The organism is Streptomyces sp. ISL-100 (assembly GCF_018614615.1).
GTDB lineage: Bacteria > Actinomycetota > Actinomycetes > Streptomycetales > Streptomycetaceae > Streptomyces.
Window position 1 is genome coordinate 153,162 of the sequence record NZ_JAGGOK010000003.1, and the last position, 16,795, is coordinate 169,956.

Consider the following 16,795-nt stretch of genomic DNA (forward strand, 5'->3'; position numbering starts at 1 on the left):
GTTACGGCGTGACCGCGAAGTTGCGCAGGATCGCGTCCGCCAGCGCCTGGTCGCCCTCGACCTTGACGCGGTCGGCGACCGCGTCGTAGCGAACCCGGCCGCAGGCCAGGCGTACGTACGTCTCCCAGTCCAGGGCGATCGTCGCGAGCGGGCCGAGCGACGGCGTGCCGTCCACCGTGCCGCGGCCGTCGGCGTCCACGCGGACCGTGCGCATGAATTCGACCGGGCCGTGTACGTCGAAGACGACCGCGGAGTTGGCGGGCGCGCCCGCGTGCTTCGCGACGACCTTCGGCAGGCCGTGGACGAGGATGTCGCGGGCGACGAGCGCGCCGGGCGAGTCGAGGTTGCCGGGCCGGCCGAAGGTCGTACGCAAGTCCTGCTCGTGCACCCAGGTGTCGAACGCCCGCATCCGCAGAGCGAGTTCAAGGGTCTGCTCGGCGCCGAGCGGGGCGCGGACCATGGTGTCGGGGGCGCGGGTCTCGTTGCGGAGCTGACGCTGGCGGCGGATGATCGTGTACTCGAGCTCCGAGGTCATCTCCGGCGCGGTGTGGTGGCGCCGTACGTCGACCTGCATCTCCATGTACCGAGCGAACTCCGAGGTCACGTGGTACAGATCGCGCGGCAGTGAGTGGATCGGCCGGGGGTCGCCGAGCATCTCGCACTCCATGCCGATGATGTGCGAGACGATGTCGCGCACCGACCAGCCGGGGCATGGCGTGCGCCGGTTCCACTCCCCTTCGACGAGCGGTGTCACCAGCTCGGATATCGCTTCGATGGAGTGGGTCCAGGCTTCGGCGTATGTCTGGAGGCTGGGATGGACGGTCACGGGACCCCTCGTGCGGTTCAGTGGCGGTGGCGCGGGCTGGCTGGACTGGCGGGTTGGGCTGGACGTACGTGCCGGACTGCGTGGGAGGCTCGCACGCTAAGTTACGCTGCCCCGTGGCACCCTGGCAGTGCTTTGGTGTGACGATCGTAGGCCCGTGTTGACGGCTCGAATGCCAGGACGGTGGTAGTGTGCGCGCCTCCCTCATCCAGATCGCAGTAGACCCGGACGAATCAGTTAATTCCCGTCGGCAGCGCGTCGCTTCACTCGTGCGCGAGCAGCGTGAACAGTGCGGCGCGGATCTCGTGGTCCTGCCCGAGCTGTGGCCGACCGGGGCCTTCGCGTACGAGTCCTTCGTCGAGGAGGCGGAGCCGCTGGAGGGCCCGACGTACGACGTGATGTCGAAGGCGGCGGCCGACGCCGGGGTGTGGCTGCACGCCGGGTCGATCGTCGAGCGCGACCCCGACGGCCCCCTCTACAACACCTCGCTGGTCTTCTCCCCCGGCGGCGAACTCGTCCGTACGTACCGGAAGATCCACCGCTTCGGCTTCGACAAGGGCGAGGCCGTGATGATGGGCGCGGGCGAGGAGGTGGTGACGGTGTCGGCCATGGGGCTCACCTTCGGCCTCGGCACCTGTTACGACCTGCGCTTCCCCGAACTCTTCCGCGGCCTCGTGGACGCGGGCGCGCAGGCCTTCGTCGTCCCGGCCGGCTGGCCCGCCAGGCGCCGCGAGCACTGGACGCTGCTGGCCCGCGCCCGCGCGGTCGAGAACCAGGCGTACGTCCTGGCCTGCGGCACCGCCGGCACGCACGCGGGGGTGGAGCAGGCGGGGCACAGCATCGTCGTGGACCCGTGGGGTGAGGTGCTGGCGGAGGCGGGTGCGGCGGAGGAGGTGCTGGTGGTGGACCTCGATCCGGCGAAGGTGGCGTCTACGCGCGAGCAGTTCCCGGCCCTGAAGGACCGTCGGCTGCGGTAGCCGCCTGCGGTAGTGCCCCGGCTCAGAGGTCGCTGGTGTCGAGGTCGAGGTCGAGGTCGAACGGGGCCGGGAGGTGCAGGGGTGTGCCGAAGGGGCGGGGGCCTTCGACGCGGGTGTATCCCAGGCGGCCGGGCTCCGAGAACAGGGTGACGCTCTGCTCGACCCGGTCGACGAGGAGGTAGAGGGGCGCGCCATATTCGGCGTACCGCTTCCGCTTGACGACACGGTCGGTCTCGGCGTTGGACTCCGAGGTCACCTCGACGACGAGGAGCGTCTGGTCCGGCAGGAGCGCGCCCCCGCCCTTCGCGAGAGCCTCGGGGACTACGGCGATGTCCGGTACGTACCAATTGGGCGACCTGGGCAGGTCCAGGTCCCCCGATCCTTCGATGCAGCCCAATTCGTCAGCACGGTTGCCCCGGATCCTCTGAACGGCGTACTTCAAGGCGCGCCCGGGTCGATGCCTTCGGTGTACTCGGGCGCGCTGGCCATCTGGCGTGCTCCTTCCTGCCGTCACGTCCACGGTCCCACTACGGGGCCTGCCGCGTCTTCGCCGCGGCCCACCGTCACTCGTCAGTGCGTACGACGGGGATGGCACCCTGGTCTGCATGAACGCTTCCTCGCCCTCGCCCTCGCCCCGCCGCGCCCGTGTCCGTGCCCCCGAGCTCATCGGCAAAGGGGGCTGGCTGAACACCGGCGGAGAGGATCTCACCCTTTCCGCCCTGCGAGGGAAGATCGTTCTGGTCGATTTTTGGACCTTTTGTTGCGTTAACTGCCTGCATGTTCTGGACGAGCTGCGGGAGCTGGAGGAGAAGCACCGCGACACGGTGGTGATCATCGGCGTCCACTCGCCGAAGTTCGTGCACGAGGCCGAGCACCAGGCCGTCGTCGACGCGGTCGAGCGGTACGGCGTGCACCACCCCGTCCTCGACGACCCCGAGCTCGCGACGTGGAAGCAGTACGCCGTACGGGCCTGGCCGACGCTCGTCGTCATCGACCCCGAAGGTTACGTCGTCGCGCAGCACGCCGGCGAGGGGCACGCGCACGCCATCGAAAAGCTCGTCGAGGAGCTGGAAGCCGCTCACGGAGCCAAGGGGACGCTGCGGCGCGGGGACGGACCGTACGTCGCGCCCGAGCCCGTCGCGACCGACCTGCGCTTCCCCGGCAAGGCGCTGCTGCTGTCCGGCACCGGGAATTTCCTGGTCTCGGACACCACCCGGCATCAGCTCGTCGAGCTGGAGGCGGATGCCGAGACGGTTGTACGGCGCATCGGCGGGGACGGCGAGTTCAAGGAGCCGCAGGGGCTCGCGCTGCTGCCGGACGGGCGGGTCGTCGTAGCCGACACGGTCAACCATCGGCTGCGTACGTACGACCCGGCGACCGGCGCCGTCGAGACCGTCGCCGGTACCGGAAAGCAGTGGTGGCAGGGCTCGCCCACCTCCGGGCCCGCCCGTGAGGTCGATCTGTCCTCGCCGTGGGACGTGGCGTGGTGGCAGGGCAAGGTGTGGATCGCCATGGCCGGCGTACACCAACTGTGGACGTACGACCCCGAGGCGGGGACCGTGCAGGTCGCGGCCGGGACGACGAACGAGGGGCTGGTGGACGGACCCGCCCCCGAGGCGTGGTTCGCGCAGCCCTCGGGCCTGGCGGTCGCGCCGGACGGCGACCGGCTGTGGGTCGCGGACTCGGAGACGAGTGCGCTGCGGTACGTCGACAGTGAGCTGGTGGTTCACACCGCCGTCGGGACCGGGCTCTTCGACTTCGGGCACCGGGACGGCGCGGCGGGGCAGGCGCTGCTCCAGCATCCGCTCGGGGTGACCGCGCTGCCCGACGGGTCGGTCGCGATCAGCGACACGTACAACCAGGCGCTGCGGCGCTACGACCCGGCCAGTGGTGAAGTGACCACTGTGGCCACCGACTTGAGGGAGCCGAGCGACGCGGTGCTCGTCGGTGACGACATCGTCGTCGTCGAGTCCGCCCGCCACCGGCTCACGCGGCTGCGGCTGCCCGACGAGGCGGTACGGGTGGAGGCCGTCGCGCACCGCACGCAGCGGGCGGCGACCGAAGTGGCGCCCGGGAAGCTCCGGTTGGACATCGTCTTCCAGGCGCCGAGCGGGCAGAAGCTGGACACGCGGTACGGGCCTTCGACGCGGCTGCTGGTGTCCTCCACGCCGCCGGAGCTGCTGGCTGAGGGCGAGGGTTCGGGAACGGATCTCAGCCGCGAGCTGGAGCTGAACCCGGAGGTTGTGGAGGGTGTGCTGCACGTGTCGGCGACGGCCGCTTCGTGCGACGACGACCCGGAGAACGAGTACCCGGCGTGCCATGTCCACCAGCAGGACTGGGGTGTGCCGGTCCGCGTGACCGCGGGGGGAGCGCCGCGGCTGCCGCTGGTGTTGGCGGGGATGGATTCCTGAGCCGGGCGCCTGCTCGGGACCGGGGGCCTCCCGGACTCTGTCCGTCGGGGTCGTGGTGGCTGTCTTTTTCGGGGGCTGCGGGGTCGGTGCCGCGCCGGGGCGGCTGTTTCGGGATGCCGCACTCGCGCCGCTCGGCCCCAGGGGCCTCCCGGGCTTCGTGTGGCTGCGCCGGACTCCGTCCGTCGGGGTCGCGGTGGCTGTCTTTTGCGGGGGCTGCGGGGTCGGCGCCGCGCCGGGGCGGCTGTTTGGGACGCCGCACTCGCGCCGCTCGGCCCCAGGGGCCTCCCGGGCTTCGTGCCGCTGCGCCGGACTTCGTCCGTCGGGTGGCGCCGGTGCGGTGGCCGTCTTTTGGGGGCTCCGGGGGTCGGCGCCGCGCCGTGGCGTCTCCTCGGGCGTCGAACGTTCGGGTACTCGTTTTTGTATTCGGGCTTGTTGCGTTCGGCGCCCTGCGGGGAGCGCCCCGGCACGTCCCCTCCTGGCACCGTGCGTGCGAGACCGGCGCCGGGCGGGCGAAGTCCAGCCCGTCCGGCGGGTCCCCTTCGGGCCGGGCGGCACTTGCAATGTGCGACCCCGCGAAATCAAGCCCGCCCGGCGTTTGAGGACACGCCCGTAGGGCGTCCGGGGGCTTGCCCCCACCGCGCGGCCGAGCCGCAAAAGGTCACAGCGGGAAGGGGCGAGGTGAGCCGGTCGGCTCAGGGGGTGTGGTGGTGCCGGTCGTCGTCGGTGACCACGGTGGTGGCCGGGGGCACGACCATGCGGCGGCGCCTGGCGACGCTGGCGTAGACCGCCACCCCGATGATGCCGACGAGCATCATGATGACCCCGACGAGGTCGAGGTTGACGCTTTCCATCTCCCAGTCGGTGGCGAAGGCGAGTATCGCCCCGCCCGCGATGAGGAGTATGAATCCTCCCAGTCCCATGACTTCCGCCTCCCTGTCGGCCCGGCTGGTCCGGGCCGGTGTACGCACTTCGCGTACCCGGCCCTTCAACAGACAAGCCTGCGAGTGGGGTTCAGCCTTCCAGGAATGCCGTCATCGCGTTCGCGAGGAGGTACGGGTCGTCCGCTCCGCACAGCTCACGCGCACTGTGCATGGAGAGGATCGCTACGCCGATGTCGACGGTCTGGATGCCGTGCCGGGCGGAGGTGATCGGGCCGATCGTCGTGCCGCACGGCATCGAGTTGTTCGACACGAAGACCTGCCACGGCACACCCGCCTTCTCGCACGCCGCCGCGAACACCGCCTGGCCGCTGCCGTCCGTCGCGTACCGCATATTGACGTTGACCTTGAGGATCGGTCCGCCGTTGGCGCGCGGGTGGTGCGTCGGGTCGTGACGCTCGGAGTAGTTGGGGTGCACCGCGTGGCCGGTGTCGGACGAGAGGCAGATCGTGCCGGCGAAGGCGCGCGCCTTGTCGTCGTAACTGCCGCCGCGCGCGAAGACCGAGCGCTCCAGTACGTTGCCGAGGAGAGGGCCGTCGGCGCCGGTGTCGGACTGTGAACCGTTCTCCTCGTGGTCGAAGCCGGCGAGGACGGGGATGTACGGGAGAGGGCCGTCCGCAGTGCTGACGGCCGTCAGCGCGGCGACTCCCGCGTGTACGGAGATCAGGTTGTCCATGCGGGGACCGGCGACCAGCTCGCGGTCGCGGCCGAGGTAGGCCGGTTCGTCGATGCTGTGAGCCATCAGGTCCCAGCCCGCGACCTCGCCCTCGGTGAGGCCTTCCTCTTCCTCCAGGAAGCGGATCAGGTCGCCCTCGTGTACGTCGCCGAGGCCCCAGATCGGCTGCATGTGCCGCTGCTTGTCGAGCTTGAGGCCTTCGGTGTTCGCCGACCGGTCCAGGTGCACGGCCAGCTGCGGCACGCGCAGCAGTGCCCGGTCGATGTTGACGAGGCGGTGCGAGCCGTCGCGCAGTGTGAGGCGGCCCGCGATGCCCAGGTCGCGGTCGAGCCAGGTGTTGAGGAGCGTCCCGCCGTAGATCTCGATGGCGATCTGCCGCCAGCCCTCCGAGCCCATGTCGGGCAGCGGCTTCACGTGCAGGTGGGGGGAGTCGGTGTGGCCGCCGATGATCCGGAACGGCGTGCTCGCCTCCGCGCCCTCCGGTACGTACCAGGCGATGATCGCCCCGCCGCGCAGCACGTACTTGCCGCCCGTTGTCCCGTCCCAGGCCTCGGTCTCCGCGACCTGCCGGAACCCGGCCTTGTCCAGCCGCTCGGCGGCGTTGGCCACCGCGTGGTACGGCGTCGGGCTGGCCGCCAGGAAGGACATCAGGTCGTCGGTGTGGCCGCGGTCGAAGCGGGCGGGTGCGCTCATGGGGTTCACCATAACCAGGGTTAACTACGGGCCGTGCAGCCTGTCTCGGAGCCGGTTCGTCAGAGGCCCGGAGGTCGCTCGAAGCGCCGCTGTATCGTCCGGCGCTCGCCGCGGCGCACCTGCGGCAGCATCTGCGGGGCGCCGGGCGGACGCTGCTGCTGACGGCGGCGTCCCACGCAGAACAGGCAGCCCTCGCCGGGCGGCGCGGTCGGGTCGATGGGCGAGCCGGGGTGCTCGGAGCAGCCCGACGCGTTGCGCGGCCGGGAGAGCTCGCGGGCCACGATGAAGGCGCGGTGCAGGGTGTCCGCGAGCTCCACGAACTCCTCGCCGGGGGAAGAGACGGTGACGGCGAAGGCGCGGTCGTTGACCCTCTGGACGTACCCCTTGAGCGCGTCCAGCGTGTACGGCGGATCCGGCACGGGGTAGCCGAGGCGGCGCTGCTCGGCCGGGGCGGGGACGCTGCGCTCGCCGCGGCGGCGGCGGTCGTTGCAGAGCAGGCAGCGGCCCCAGCCGCCGGGGGCCTCGGGGTCGATGGCGCCGTTGGGGTGCAGCTCGCAGCCGGTGTAGCTCTTGACGGGGGCGAGGTCGGCGGCCGTCTTGAAGGCGACGTACAGGGTGTCGGCGATGGGTTCGTACTCAAGCGGATGGGAGCCGTCGTACAGGTCGCCGATCTGGTCGCCCACAGAGCCGAGCTTTCCGCGCAGCTCACTGAGCGCGTACGGCCGGCCGGCCGGGACGGAATAGCCACCCCTGCGGGGTTCCATGGAACTCATGTCGACAAGAGTCGCACGGGCCACTGACAACGGGCCGGGCACAAAGTGCCCGGCCCGTCGCCAGAGGGTTTCGCAGTGGACTAGAAGGCCGCCTCGTCCAGCTCCATCAGGGACTGGTCCACGGACTCGGCCAGGGCGCGCTCGACACCGACGCCCGGCAGGACGTTCGCGGCGAAGAACTTCGCCGCCGCGATCTTGCCCGTGTAGAAGGGCACGTCCTTCGGGGACGCGGTCGGCAGCTTCTCGGCCGCGACGGCCGCGCCCTTGAGCAGCAGGTAGCCGACGACGACGTCACCGGAGGCCATCAGCAGGCGGGTGGTGTTCAGGCCCACCTTGTAGATGGACTTGACGTCCTTCTCGGTGCCCGCGAGGTCCGTCAGCATGGCGCCGACGATGGCCTCCAGGTCCACGGCCGCCTTGGCGAGCTGGTCGCGGGCCGCGGCGAACTCGTCGCCGCCGGTGCCGACCGCGATGAACTTCTTGATGTCCTCCGCCAGCGAGTTCAGCGCCGCGCCCTGGTTGCGGACGATCTTCCGGAAGAAGAAGTCCTGCCCCTGGATCGCGGTCGTGCCCTCGTACAGGGTGTCGATCTTCGCGTCGCGGATGTACTGCTCGATCGGGTACTCCTGGAGGTACCCGGAGCCGCCGAACGTCTGGAGCGACTGCGCCAGCTGCTCGTACGACTTCTCGGAGCCGTAGCCCTTCACGATCGGCAGCAGCAGGTCGTTCATGGCGACGAGCGCGGAGGCGTCCTCGCCCGCGGCCTCCTTGGCCGCGATCTCGTCCTGGACGGACGCGGTGTGCAGGACCAGGGCGCGCATGCCCTCGGCGTACGCCTTCTGCGTCATGAGCGCGCGGCGGACGTCGGGGTGGTGCGTGATGGTGACCTTGGGCGCGGTCTTGTCCATGAAGTTGGCGAGGTCCGGGCCCTGGACGCGCTCCTTGGCGTACTCAAGAGCGTTGAGGTAACCGGTCGAGAGCGTCGCGATCGCCTTCGTGCCGACCATCATCCGGGCGAACTCGATGATCATGAACATTTGGCGGATGCCGTCGTGCTTGTCGCCGATCAGCCAGCCCTTGGCGGGGTGCTGGTCGCCGAAGGTCATCTCGCACGTGTTGGACGCCTTGAGGCCCATCTTGTGCTCGACGTTCGTGGCGTAGGCGCCGTTGCGCGCGCCCAGCTCGCCGGTCTCCCAGTCGAACTCGTACTTCGGGACGAGGAAGAGGGACAGGCCCTTGGTGCCCGGTCCCGCGCCCTCGGGGCGCGCCAGCACGTAGTGAAGGATGTTGGCCGACATGTCGTGCTCACCGGACGTGATGAAGCGCTTCACGCCCTCGATGTGCCAGGAGCCGTCAGCCTGCTGGATCGCCTTCGTGCGGCCCGCGCCGACGTCCGAACCGGCGTCCGGCTCGGTCAGGACCATCGTCGAGCCCCACTGCTTGTCGACGGCGATCTTCGCGATCTTCTTCTGGGCCTCGTTGCCCTCCTCGAAGAGCACGCCGGCGAACGCCGGACCCGAGGAGTACATCCAGACCGCCGGGTTCGCGCCGAGCAGCAGCTCCGCGTACGCCCAGATCAGCGAGCGGGGCGAGGTGGTGCCGCCGATCTCCTCGGGGAGGCCGAGACGCCAGTACTCGCTGTCCATGAAGGCCTGGTAGCTCTTCTTGAAGGACGCCGGTACGGGAGCGGTGTTGGTGGCCGGGTCGAAGACCGGGGGGTTGCGGTCGGCGTCCTCGAAGGAGGCGGCGAGGTCGTTCTCCGCGAGGCGGGCGATCTCGTCAAGGATGCTCTTGGCGGTCTCGACGTCCATCTCCGCGAACGGGCCGGTGCCGTACAGCTTGTCGCGGCCGAGTACCTCGAAGAGGTTGAACTCGATGTCGCGGAGATTCGACTTGTAGTGCCCCATGGCGACGGCCCTCTCGTACACATACCAGCAAGTAACTACGATGATGCTACCCGTCGGTAATAAGGGCAACCCCAATCCATCCTTTTGTGAAGCGTCTCTAGCGCGGGTGACGGTGGGTGGTGGTCGAGGTGCGGAGGGTAGGGGACGCGGGTCCCCCCCCAGACGCAATCAGTGGTTTCGCGGCATCCCCGGCGTTGCCCTGCGTTGCGCAGCCCTACAGCTCGCACCAGACCGTCTTGCTGCCGGGCCCCTGGTTCACGCCCCAGCGCAGCGATACGGCGGCGAGCAGCGCGAGGCCGCGACCGGACTCGTCGTCACAGATGGCCTGGCGCAGTACGGGCCACACGCGCGGATCGGGGTCGGTGACCTCGACGCGGGTGCGGGCGTTGTCGGCGGTTCGGGTGATGTGGACGGTGACGGGGGTGCCCTCGCCGAGGTGCGTGATCACGTTGCTGAGCAGCTCACTGACGCAGAGCTGCAGGTCGGGGCACGCTTGCCCGCCGAGGTGCTCGCGCACGGCGTGGCGGAGCATCGGCACCGCCTTCGGGGTGGCGAGGAGGCCGGCGGTGAACGGCGTCACCGGTCCGCCGCCTTGCGGAGGACGGCGGTCAGCGCGCGGGCGGTGGCGAGGTTGCAGTTGCCGAGGATCACGAGCGGCGGCGTGCCGAAGTCCCGGCCGAGGGACGGCAGCGTGATGCCGTGCTCGGTGAGCGCGGCGCGGAGTTCTTCGATGGTGGTCTGCGCTTCGAGGTCCAGGTTCATGGGGGGCACCCTTCCGTTGCGTGCTGTGACGAAGTAGTCACACGCTGACGTGTCGCGGCGTACCGTGGAAGGGTTTCGGCGCCACAGGGCGCGGTGTGGAAGGCGGTCAACCGTGGCGGCACGCAAGGACATCGACGGCTCGGAGAGCGTTCCTGCCTTTTACGGCAAGGAGTTGCGCTGGAGGCGGGAGGAGGCGGGCCGCACGCTTCAGCAGACCGTCGAGGGCAGCTTCTACGCGGCGAGTTATCTGAGCGAGATCGAGCGCGGTACGCGGCGGATGCCGCTGGATCTGGCGCGGCACGTAGACCGCGCGCTGGTGACGGACGGGTTCTTTGAGCGCCGCTGCGAGGACGTCCGGAAGGCGAGGCGTGGCGCGCACGCGGAGTACTTCGCGCCGATCGCGGAGGCGGAGTCGCGGGCGCGGACTATCGAGCGGTGGAGCAACGCGCTCATTCCGGGGCTGCTCCAGACTGGGGCGTACGCACGCGCGGTCATCCGCGCCACGCACCCGCTGGACCTCCCGGAGGAGGTCGACGCGAGGATCTGCGCCCGGCTGCGGCGGGCCGGTCTCTTCGACGACCCGAAGAAGCCCGAGTACTGGGTCATCCTGCACGAGTCACTGCTGCGGAACTCACTGCTGCCGCCTGCGGAGATGGCCGAACAGCTCGACCAGATCGCGGCCTTGGCGGGACGCGGCCGCATCGTTCCACAGATCGTGCAGTGGAACGCGCCGACCCAGCCCTTCATGGAGCTGTCGCTCATGTTCATGGAGTTCGACGACGAACCGCCGCTCATGTACACGGAGGGGCCGTATCACGGCCAGACCGTCGACGATCCGGCCCTCGTGAAGCAGTACCGCAAGGCATACGATCGGCTCAGGGCCGCCGCACTGCCGCCGGAGGCGTCCCTCGCCTTGATCGAAGATGCGGCCGAGGAGTACCGAAATGGCAAGCAGCGACTTTGACTTGAGCGCCGCCGTCTGGCGCAAGAGCAGCTACAGCAACGGCGACGGCGGCGAGTGCGTCGAGGTCGCCGAAGCGTTCCCGGGCGCCGCCCGCTGGCGTAAGAGCAGCTACAGCAACGGCTCCGGAGGGCTCTGCCTCGAAGTCGCTGACAACATCCCCGGCGTCGTACCCGTCCGCGACTCCAAGATCCCCCACGGCCCCGCCCTCGTCCTCCCCGCCACCGCATGGGTCCCCTTCGTCGCCGCGCTCAAGGCCGGTCGGCTGGACGGCTGAGCGCGGGGGCTCCTTACTCAGTACTCTTACGCGCATGTACGGCTACGACCAGAACCAGGGTGGACAGCAGCAGTACGCGCCGCCGCAGCCCCCGCCCCAGGGCGGCTACGGCGAGCAGCCGCTCTACCCGGAGCCGTCGCCGCCCTCGCTCGCCGACGGGGTGCGCGCCTTCACCACCGGGACGCTGTCCGTCGAGGACTTCCAGCAGATCTTCGCCACGTCGAAGGTCTACTGCCCGCGCGGTGACAACCCGGGCTTCCTCGCGCTGCACAACACCCAGCAGCCGGTGATCCCGATGTTCACCTCGCTCAAGGAGCTGCGGAAGTACGCCGGCAAGGAGTCGAAGTACTTCGTGATCACCGGTGCGGAGGTCATCGACCTGCTGCCGACCGGGTACGGCTTCGTACTCGACATGGAGGGCGAGCACCGCATGGTCTTCGACGCGAAGGCCGTGGAGCAGATGGTCGACTTCGCGATGCGCCGGATGTACGGCTGAGCGAGACCGCAATTCCCGTACGCAGGGCCCCGTTGGGGGGATGTCGGCGGCATGTCATAGCGTGCTCACGTCAATAGGACGTAACACTCACGGGGGACTCCCGCATGACCTATCCGCCGCAGCAAGGCCCCGGCCCGTATGGGCAGCCCTACCCGCACGGGCAGCAGCAGTCGCCGCAGGGATACCCGCAGCAGCAGCCGCCGCAGGGATACCCGCCCCAGCAGGGATACGGGTACCCGCAGCAACAGCAGCAGCCGTACGCGCCCCAGCAGCAGTGGGCCGCGCCGCCGCCGGCGCCCACCGGGCCGTCCAGGGGTGGTGGCCTGGGCGCAAAGACGATCCTGAAGATCATCGCCGGCGTGATCGTCGCCATCATGTGCGTGGTCGGCTACATCGCGAGCAAGGACGACGCCGACAAGGCGGAGGCCGGCGACTGCCTCAAGAACAACGGCTCCACGGTGACCCCTGACCTTCAGGTGGTGGAGTGCGGAGGAGCCGACGCCAAGTTCAAGGTGGTCGAGGTGATCCCCGACACGCTGGAGACCTCCAGGTGCGAGGGCAAGTCGGACATCGGCTACCAGGAGCAGACCGGCGGTCGGCGCAGCTCGGGCAAGCAGTTCGTGCTCTGCATCAACGAGATCAAGAAGTAGAGAAGTAGAGGCAGGCGAAGACGCCGCCCCCCGGACCGGGGGGCCATTTGGTCGCCGCACATCGGCCGCGCCACTCGCGCCCGGGGGGAATTCCTCCCGGGCGCTTCTCCTTGCACTGGCAGGAAGTTCTACGTTCAACTAAAGTGGACGTACAAGGAGGCCCGCCATGCCCGCAGTAACCGTTGAGAACCCGCTGACCCTGCCGAAGGTCGCCGCACCGACCGACGCCGTAGCGCGTCCCGTGCTGGCCGTCACCACCGCTCCGGGCGGTTTCGAAGGCGAGGGCTTTCCGGTACGCCGCGCCTTCGCCGGCATCAACTACAAGTACCTCGACCCGTTCATCATGATGGACCAGATGGGTGAAGTGGACTACGGAGCCGGGGAGCCGAAAGGCACGCCCTGGCACCCCCACCGCGGCTTCGAGACGGTCACGTACCTGATCGACGGCACCTTCGTCCACCAGGACAGCAACGGTGGCGGCGGCAACATCCAGAACGGCGACACCCAGTGGATGACCGCCGGCTCCGGCATCCTCCACATCGAGGCGCCGCCGGAGGAGCTGGTGGTCTCCGGTGGCCTGTTCCACGGCCTCCAGCTGTGGGTCAACCTGCCCGCCTCCGACAAGATGATGGCCCCCCGCTACCAGGACATCCGCGGCGGCCAGGTGCAGCTGCTGACGTCGCCCGACGGCGGCGCGCTGCTCCGCGTCATCGCGGGCGAGCTGGACGGGCACGACGGCCCCGGCATCACCCACACCCCGATCACGATGATCCACGCGACCCTGCGGCCGGGTGCGCAGATCACGCTGCCCTGGCGTTCGGACTTCAACGCTCTCGCGTACGTCCTGGCCGGGCGCGGCGCCGTCGGTACGGATCGCCGTCCCGTCCACAAGGGCCAGACCGCGGTCTTCGGCGACGGCGGCTCGCTGACCGTACGCGCGGACGAGCACCAGGACTCCAACACCCCGGACCTGGAGGTCGTCCTCCTCGGCGGGCAGCCGATCCGGGAGCCGATGGCGCACTACGGGCCGTTCGTGATGAACACGCAGGAAGAGCTGAAGATCGCCTTCGAGGACTTCCAGCGCGGCCGTCTCGGCACCATCCCGGCCGTCCACGGCATGGGTGAGTAAAGACCGCTCCGGACCACCCGGTTGACGACCAGTCACCCGGGCGGTCCTCTCCGACGGGCCGCCCCGCGCCGTCCGTGATCCGCTGGGTCGGTGCAGACGACGCAGCCGCTCCTTCCCGAGCTCGCACGCCGGGTCGCCGCCTGGTGTGTCGTCGCCCTGCTGGTCACCGGGGTCGCCGCGGTGGGGATCTGGCTGTGCGTCACCTTCGCGACCGCCGTGACGCCCGTCCTGCTCGCCATCCTCGGGACCGCGCTGCTCGGGCCCCTGCACCGGCGGCTCATCAAGATGAAGCTGAACCGGTCGCTCGCCGCCGGGCTGACCTGCGTCGCGGTCGTCGCCGTCGTCGGCGGCGCCGCGTACATCGTCGTCAGCGCGCTCGTCGAGACCGGCGACCAGATCCTCGACTCGCTGCGGCAGGCCGCCAAGGACCTGGCCAAGCACCTCGGCGCGGCCGGTACCTCCTTGGACGACATGGCCAAGAACGCCAGGGAGCTCCTCGGCAAGTTCGGCGGGACCGCTGCCACCGGGCTGATCACCGGGCTCAGCGTCGTCGGCGAGGTGATCGCGATGGCCGTCCTGGCCCTGCTGCTGATCTTCTTCTTCCTCCGGGACTCGGACAAGGCCGCCGACACCCTGAAGTCGCTCGCACCCGGCTCGACCGGCGACACCGTCGAAGCGATGGGCCGCCGCGCTTTCGAGGCCGTCGAGGGCTTCATGCGCGGTACGACGTTCATCGCGCTGATCGACGCCATCCTCATTACCGTCGGGCTGCTGGTCCTGCAAGTGCCCGGCGCGGTCGGCCTGGGCGCGCTGGTGTTCGTCGGCGCGTACATCCCGTACCTCGGCGCCTTCATCTCCGGCGCGGTCGCGGTGCTCGTCGCCCTCGCCGACCGGGGGTTCGCGATCGCGCTGTGGGCTTTCGGGGTCGTACTCGCCGTACAGGTGATTGAGGGGCACGTCCTCCAGCCCGTGATCCAGAGCCGGACCGTGCAGATGCACCCGGCCGTGGTGATGCTCGCGATCACCGCCGGGGCGTCCGTCGCGGGCATCCTCGGGATGCTGCTCGCCGTGCCGCTGACGGCGGCCGTGTTCGGGGTGATCGGAGAGCTGCGGCAGGCATTACGAGCAGGGGGCCCCTGAGGGGCGGGAGGGCTACCCCACCGTCGCAGGATCTAAAGGCTCCGGGACTCCCCGTCCTCGTACAGCTCGAACCAGATCGACTTGCCCTCGCCCCTCGGGTCCACACCCCACGCGTCCGCGAGCATCTCCATCAGGATCAGCCCGCGCCCGCTGGACGCCATCTCCCCCGGGCGCCGCTTGTGCGGCAGTTCGTCGCTGGAGTCCGTCACCTCGACCCTCAGCCGCCGTACGCCCGGGTCACCCGTCGCCTCGGCGACCAGCATCGCGTCGCCGTCCGTGTGCACCAGGACGTTGGTGACCATCTCCGAGACCATCAGCACGGCCGCGTCGAGTTGTTCCCCGTTCGCCCAGTCGTGCAGCAGGTCCCGCAGCTGCTGCCGGGCGGTGGCGATACGTTCCGGTTCGGCCTGGGCCACGGACATCGCCGTACGCCGCGCCGGGGCCATCGTCACCGTCGAGCCGGGGCCGCAGTCGCACCCGGCGCCCTCGCGGCACAGCAGCAGCACGGCGATGTCGTCCTCGCGGCGGTCCACGAGCGGGCCCGTGGTGTGGTGCGAGGAGGGGCCGTGCACGCCCGATACGAGGGCGTCGGCGAGCTTCTCCAGGCTGTCGCCGGTGTGCTCTTCCATGATCCTGCGGAGCCTGGCCCAGCCGGTGTCCAGGTCGTGGCCGCCGGTCTCGATGAGGCCGTCCGTACAGATCATGATCGTCTCGCCCGGTTCGAGGACGAGCCGCGTCGTCGGATAGTCCGTGTCCGGCACGATGCCCAGCGGCAGGCCGCCCGCCGTCGGCCGGACGAGCACCGTCCCGTCGCTGAGGCGCACCGCCGGTTCGGGGTGGCCCGCGCGGGCGATGTCGAGGAGCCCGGTGGCGGGGTCCGCCTCGATGTAGAGGCAGGTCGCGAAGCGCGGGCTGGAGTAGTCGCCGGGGTCGTAGGTGTCCGCCCCTGGAAAATCATGCAGCCCGTGCAGGAAGCGGGAGGCGCGGGAGAGGACCGCGTCCGGCCGGTGGCCCTCGGAGGCGTACGCGCGCAGGGCGATCCGCAGCTGGCCCATCAGGCCGGCCGCCCGTACGTCATGCCCCTGTACGTCCCCGATGACCAGGGCTATTCGTCCGCTGGGCAGCGGGATCATGTCGTACCAGTCGCCGCCGACCTGGAGTCCGCCGCCGGTCGGCACGTAGCGCGCGGCCACCGTCATGCCGGGGATCTCCGGCCCCAGCGTCGGCATCATCGACCGCTGGAGGCCCAGCGACAGCTCGCGTTCGTTCTCGGCCACCGAGGCCCGCTCCAGCGCCTGCGCGAGCATCCTGGCGACCGTCGCCAGCACGGAGCGCTCGTCGGGGGTGAACGCCACGGGGTGCGCGAAGCCCGCCATCCAGGCGCCCATGGTGCGGCCGGCCACTGTCAGCGGCACGAAGGCCCAGGAGCGGCGCTCGGCGTTGCGGGCGAGGGGGCGGCCGGCGGGGTAGCGGCGGCTGTACTCCTCGGGGGACGTCAGATAGATGGCCCGCCCGGTCCGTACGACCTCCGGGGCGGGATGGTCCGTGTCCAGCAGCATGTCGGTGAACGGGAGGTCGTCACCGGGGCCGTACCCGTGGTGGCCCAGGACCTTGATCCGCCCGCCCGACGAACCGAAGACGGCGAGACTGTCCGGCGAGAACCCCGGCATGGACAGCGACGCGGCGACCCCCAGCACCTCCGCCGTGGACCGCGCCTCCGCGAGCGCTCGTCCCGCGTCCAGCAGGAACGCCTCGCGGGAGCGGCGCCAGTCGCCGGTGACGGGGGTGTGCGCGGCGTCGCCCGGCCGGGGCTCGGCGACCTCCTGGAGGGTGCCGAAGAGCTGGTAGTCGTTGCCTTCGATGACCGGCTTGGAGCGGCTGCGTACGGTCCTGAGCAGCCGTCCTTCCGTATCCATGATCCGCAGCCGGGCCTCGGCGAGGGTGCCTTCGGCGACCGCGAGGTTCACGACGCCGTTGATCTCGTTCCAGTCGACCGGATGAAAACGCGAGCGTACGGCGGCCTCGGGCAGCGCCACGGGCTCGGCGGGCAGCCCTAGGAGCCGGGCGGCCTCCGCGTCGAGCGTGACGACCCCGGACGCGTTGTCCCAGCGCCACATGCCGGTTGCGATGGCGGCCAGGATGTCCTCGGTACGCATTGCTTCATCTTTACAGGTCGCGGCCC

The 16,795-nt window shown here is 70.1% G+C and carries 16 protein-coding genes and 1 pseudogene; 8 read left to right on the top strand and 9 right to left on the bottom strand.

Translation table 11 applies throughout. The annotated features are described in order from the left end of the window. Window position 1: 1 nt before the first annotated feature. A complete protein-coding gene (locus J7E89_RS01950; protein WP_214967428.1) occupies window positions 2-826 on the bottom strand; it encodes a maleylpyruvate isomerase family mycothiol-dependent enzyme in 825 nt (274 codons plus the stop codon). Between the two features lie 188 nt (window positions 827-1,014). Between J7E89_RS01950 and J7E89_RS01955 the strand changes: the two genes are divergently transcribed. Beyond that, on the top strand, window positions 1,015-1,800 hold the full coding sequence (locus J7E89_RS01955; RefSeq protein ID WP_214967430.1) for a carbon-nitrogen family hydrolase: 786 nt from the start codon (window positions 1,015-1,017) through the stop codon (window positions 1,798-1,800). Window positions 1,801-1,822: 22 nt separating this feature from the next. On the opposite strand, the pseudogene J7E89_RS01960 reads toward J7E89_RS01955, so the two are convergent. Next, window positions 1,823-2,289: pseudogene (locus J7E89_RS01960) on the bottom strand (Uma2 family endonuclease). 116 nt (window positions 2,290-2,405) lie between these two features. Here J7E89_RS01960 and J7E89_RS01965 point away from each other — a divergent pair. Then, the gene (locus tag J7E89_RS01965; RefSeq protein WP_214967434.1) at window positions 2,406-4,211 is read left to right on the top strand and encodes an NHL domain-containing thioredoxin family protein; all 1,806 of its coding nucleotides are present in this window, start codon (window positions 2,406-2,408) and stop codon (window positions 4,209-4,211) included. A gap of 692 nt (window positions 4,212-4,903) precedes the next feature. Here the strand turns inward: J7E89_RS01965 and J7E89_RS01970 are convergent. From J7E89_RS01970 to J7E89_RS01995, 6 genes are all read right to left on the bottom strand, one after another. Next, complete coding sequence (locus J7E89_RS01970) at window positions 4,904-5,131, bottom strand: DUF6458 family protein (RefSeq protein WP_214967437.1); 228 nt, start codon at window positions 5,129-5,131, stop codon at window positions 4,904-4,906. A gap of 91 nt (window positions 5,132-5,222) precedes the next feature. Then, complete coding sequence (locus tag J7E89_RS01975) at window positions 5,223-6,518, bottom strand: M18 family aminopeptidase (RefSeq protein WP_214967439.1); 1,296 nt, start codon at window positions 6,516-6,518, stop codon at window positions 5,223-5,225. Window positions 6,519-6,577: 59 nt separating this feature from the next. Next, window positions 6,578-7,291: a hypothetical protein gene (locus J7E89_RS01980; RefSeq protein WP_214967441.1), complete on the bottom strand. Its 714-nt coding sequence runs from the start codon at window positions 7,289-7,291 to the stop codon at window positions 6,578-6,580. 80 nt (window positions 7,292-7,371) lie between these two features. Then, window positions 7,372-9,198, bottom strand: coding sequence for an acyl-CoA dehydrogenase (locus J7E89_RS01985; protein ID WP_214967571.1), 1,827 nt, complete (start codon window positions 9,196-9,198; stop codon window positions 7,372-7,374). A gap of 214 nt (window positions 9,199-9,412) precedes the next feature. Beyond that, a complete protein-coding gene (locus J7E89_RS01990; RefSeq protein ID WP_374196772.1) occupies window positions 9,413-9,778 on the bottom strand; it encodes an ATP-binding protein in 366 nt (121 codons plus the stop codon). Beyond that, window positions 9,775-9,960, bottom strand: coding sequence for a hypothetical protein (locus J7E89_RS01995; RefSeq protein ID WP_214967444.1), 186 nt, complete (start codon window positions 9,958-9,960; stop codon window positions 9,775-9,777). Before J7E89_RS01995 ends, J7E89_RS01990 begins: the two co-directional genes overlap by 4 nt. 112 nt (window positions 9,961-10,072) lie before the next feature. Between J7E89_RS01995 and J7E89_RS02000 the strand changes: the two genes are divergently transcribed. The 6 genes from J7E89_RS02000 to J7E89_RS02025 all read left to right on the top strand — a co-directional run bounded on the left by J7E89_RS02000 (window position 10,073) and on the right by J7E89_RS02025 (window position 14,613). Next, window positions 10,073-10,924 carry a helix-turn-helix transcriptional regulator gene (locus J7E89_RS02000; RefSeq protein WP_214967447.1) on the top strand — a complete coding sequence of 284 codons (852 nt, stop codon included), beginning with the start codon at window positions 10,073-10,075 and terminating at the stop codon, window positions 10,922-10,924. After that, window positions 10,905-11,198, top strand: a complete 294-nt coding sequence (locus J7E89_RS02005) for a DUF397 domain-containing protein (protein ID WP_214967449.1) — start codon at window positions 10,905-10,907, stop codon at window positions 11,196-11,198. Before J7E89_RS02000 ends, J7E89_RS02005 begins: the two co-directional genes overlap by 20 nt. A gap of 34 nt (window positions 11,199-11,232) precedes the next feature. After that, window positions 11,233-11,694 carry an SseB family protein gene (locus J7E89_RS02010; protein ID WP_214967451.1) on the top strand — a complete coding sequence of 154 codons (462 nt, stop codon included), beginning with the start codon at window positions 11,233-11,235 and terminating at the stop codon, window positions 11,692-11,694. Window positions 11,695-11,798: 104 nt separating this feature from the next. Further along, window positions 11,799-12,344, top strand: a complete 546-nt coding sequence (locus J7E89_RS02015; protein ID WP_214967453.1) for a hypothetical protein — start codon at window positions 11,799-11,801, stop codon at window positions 12,342-12,344. A 166-nt stretch (window positions 12,345-12,510) separates the two neighbouring features. After that, window positions 12,511-13,473, top strand: coding sequence for a pirin family protein (locus J7E89_RS02020; protein WP_214967455.1), 963 nt, complete (start codon window positions 12,511-12,513; stop codon window positions 13,471-13,473). Between the two features lie 90 nt (window positions 13,474-13,563). Next, window positions 13,564-14,613, top strand: coding sequence for an AI-2E family transporter (locus tag J7E89_RS02025; RefSeq protein WP_214967457.1), 1,050 nt, complete (start codon window positions 13,564-13,566; stop codon window positions 14,611-14,613). Window positions 14,614-14,645: 32 nt separating this feature from the next. On the opposite strand, the gene J7E89_RS02030 is transcribed toward J7E89_RS02025, so the two are convergent. Beyond that, entirely contained in the window at window positions 14,646-16,769 is a 2,124-nt protein-coding gene (locus J7E89_RS02030) for a SpoIIE family protein phosphatase (RefSeq protein WP_214967459.1), read from the bottom strand. Window positions 16,770-16,795: the final 26 nt, after the last annotated feature.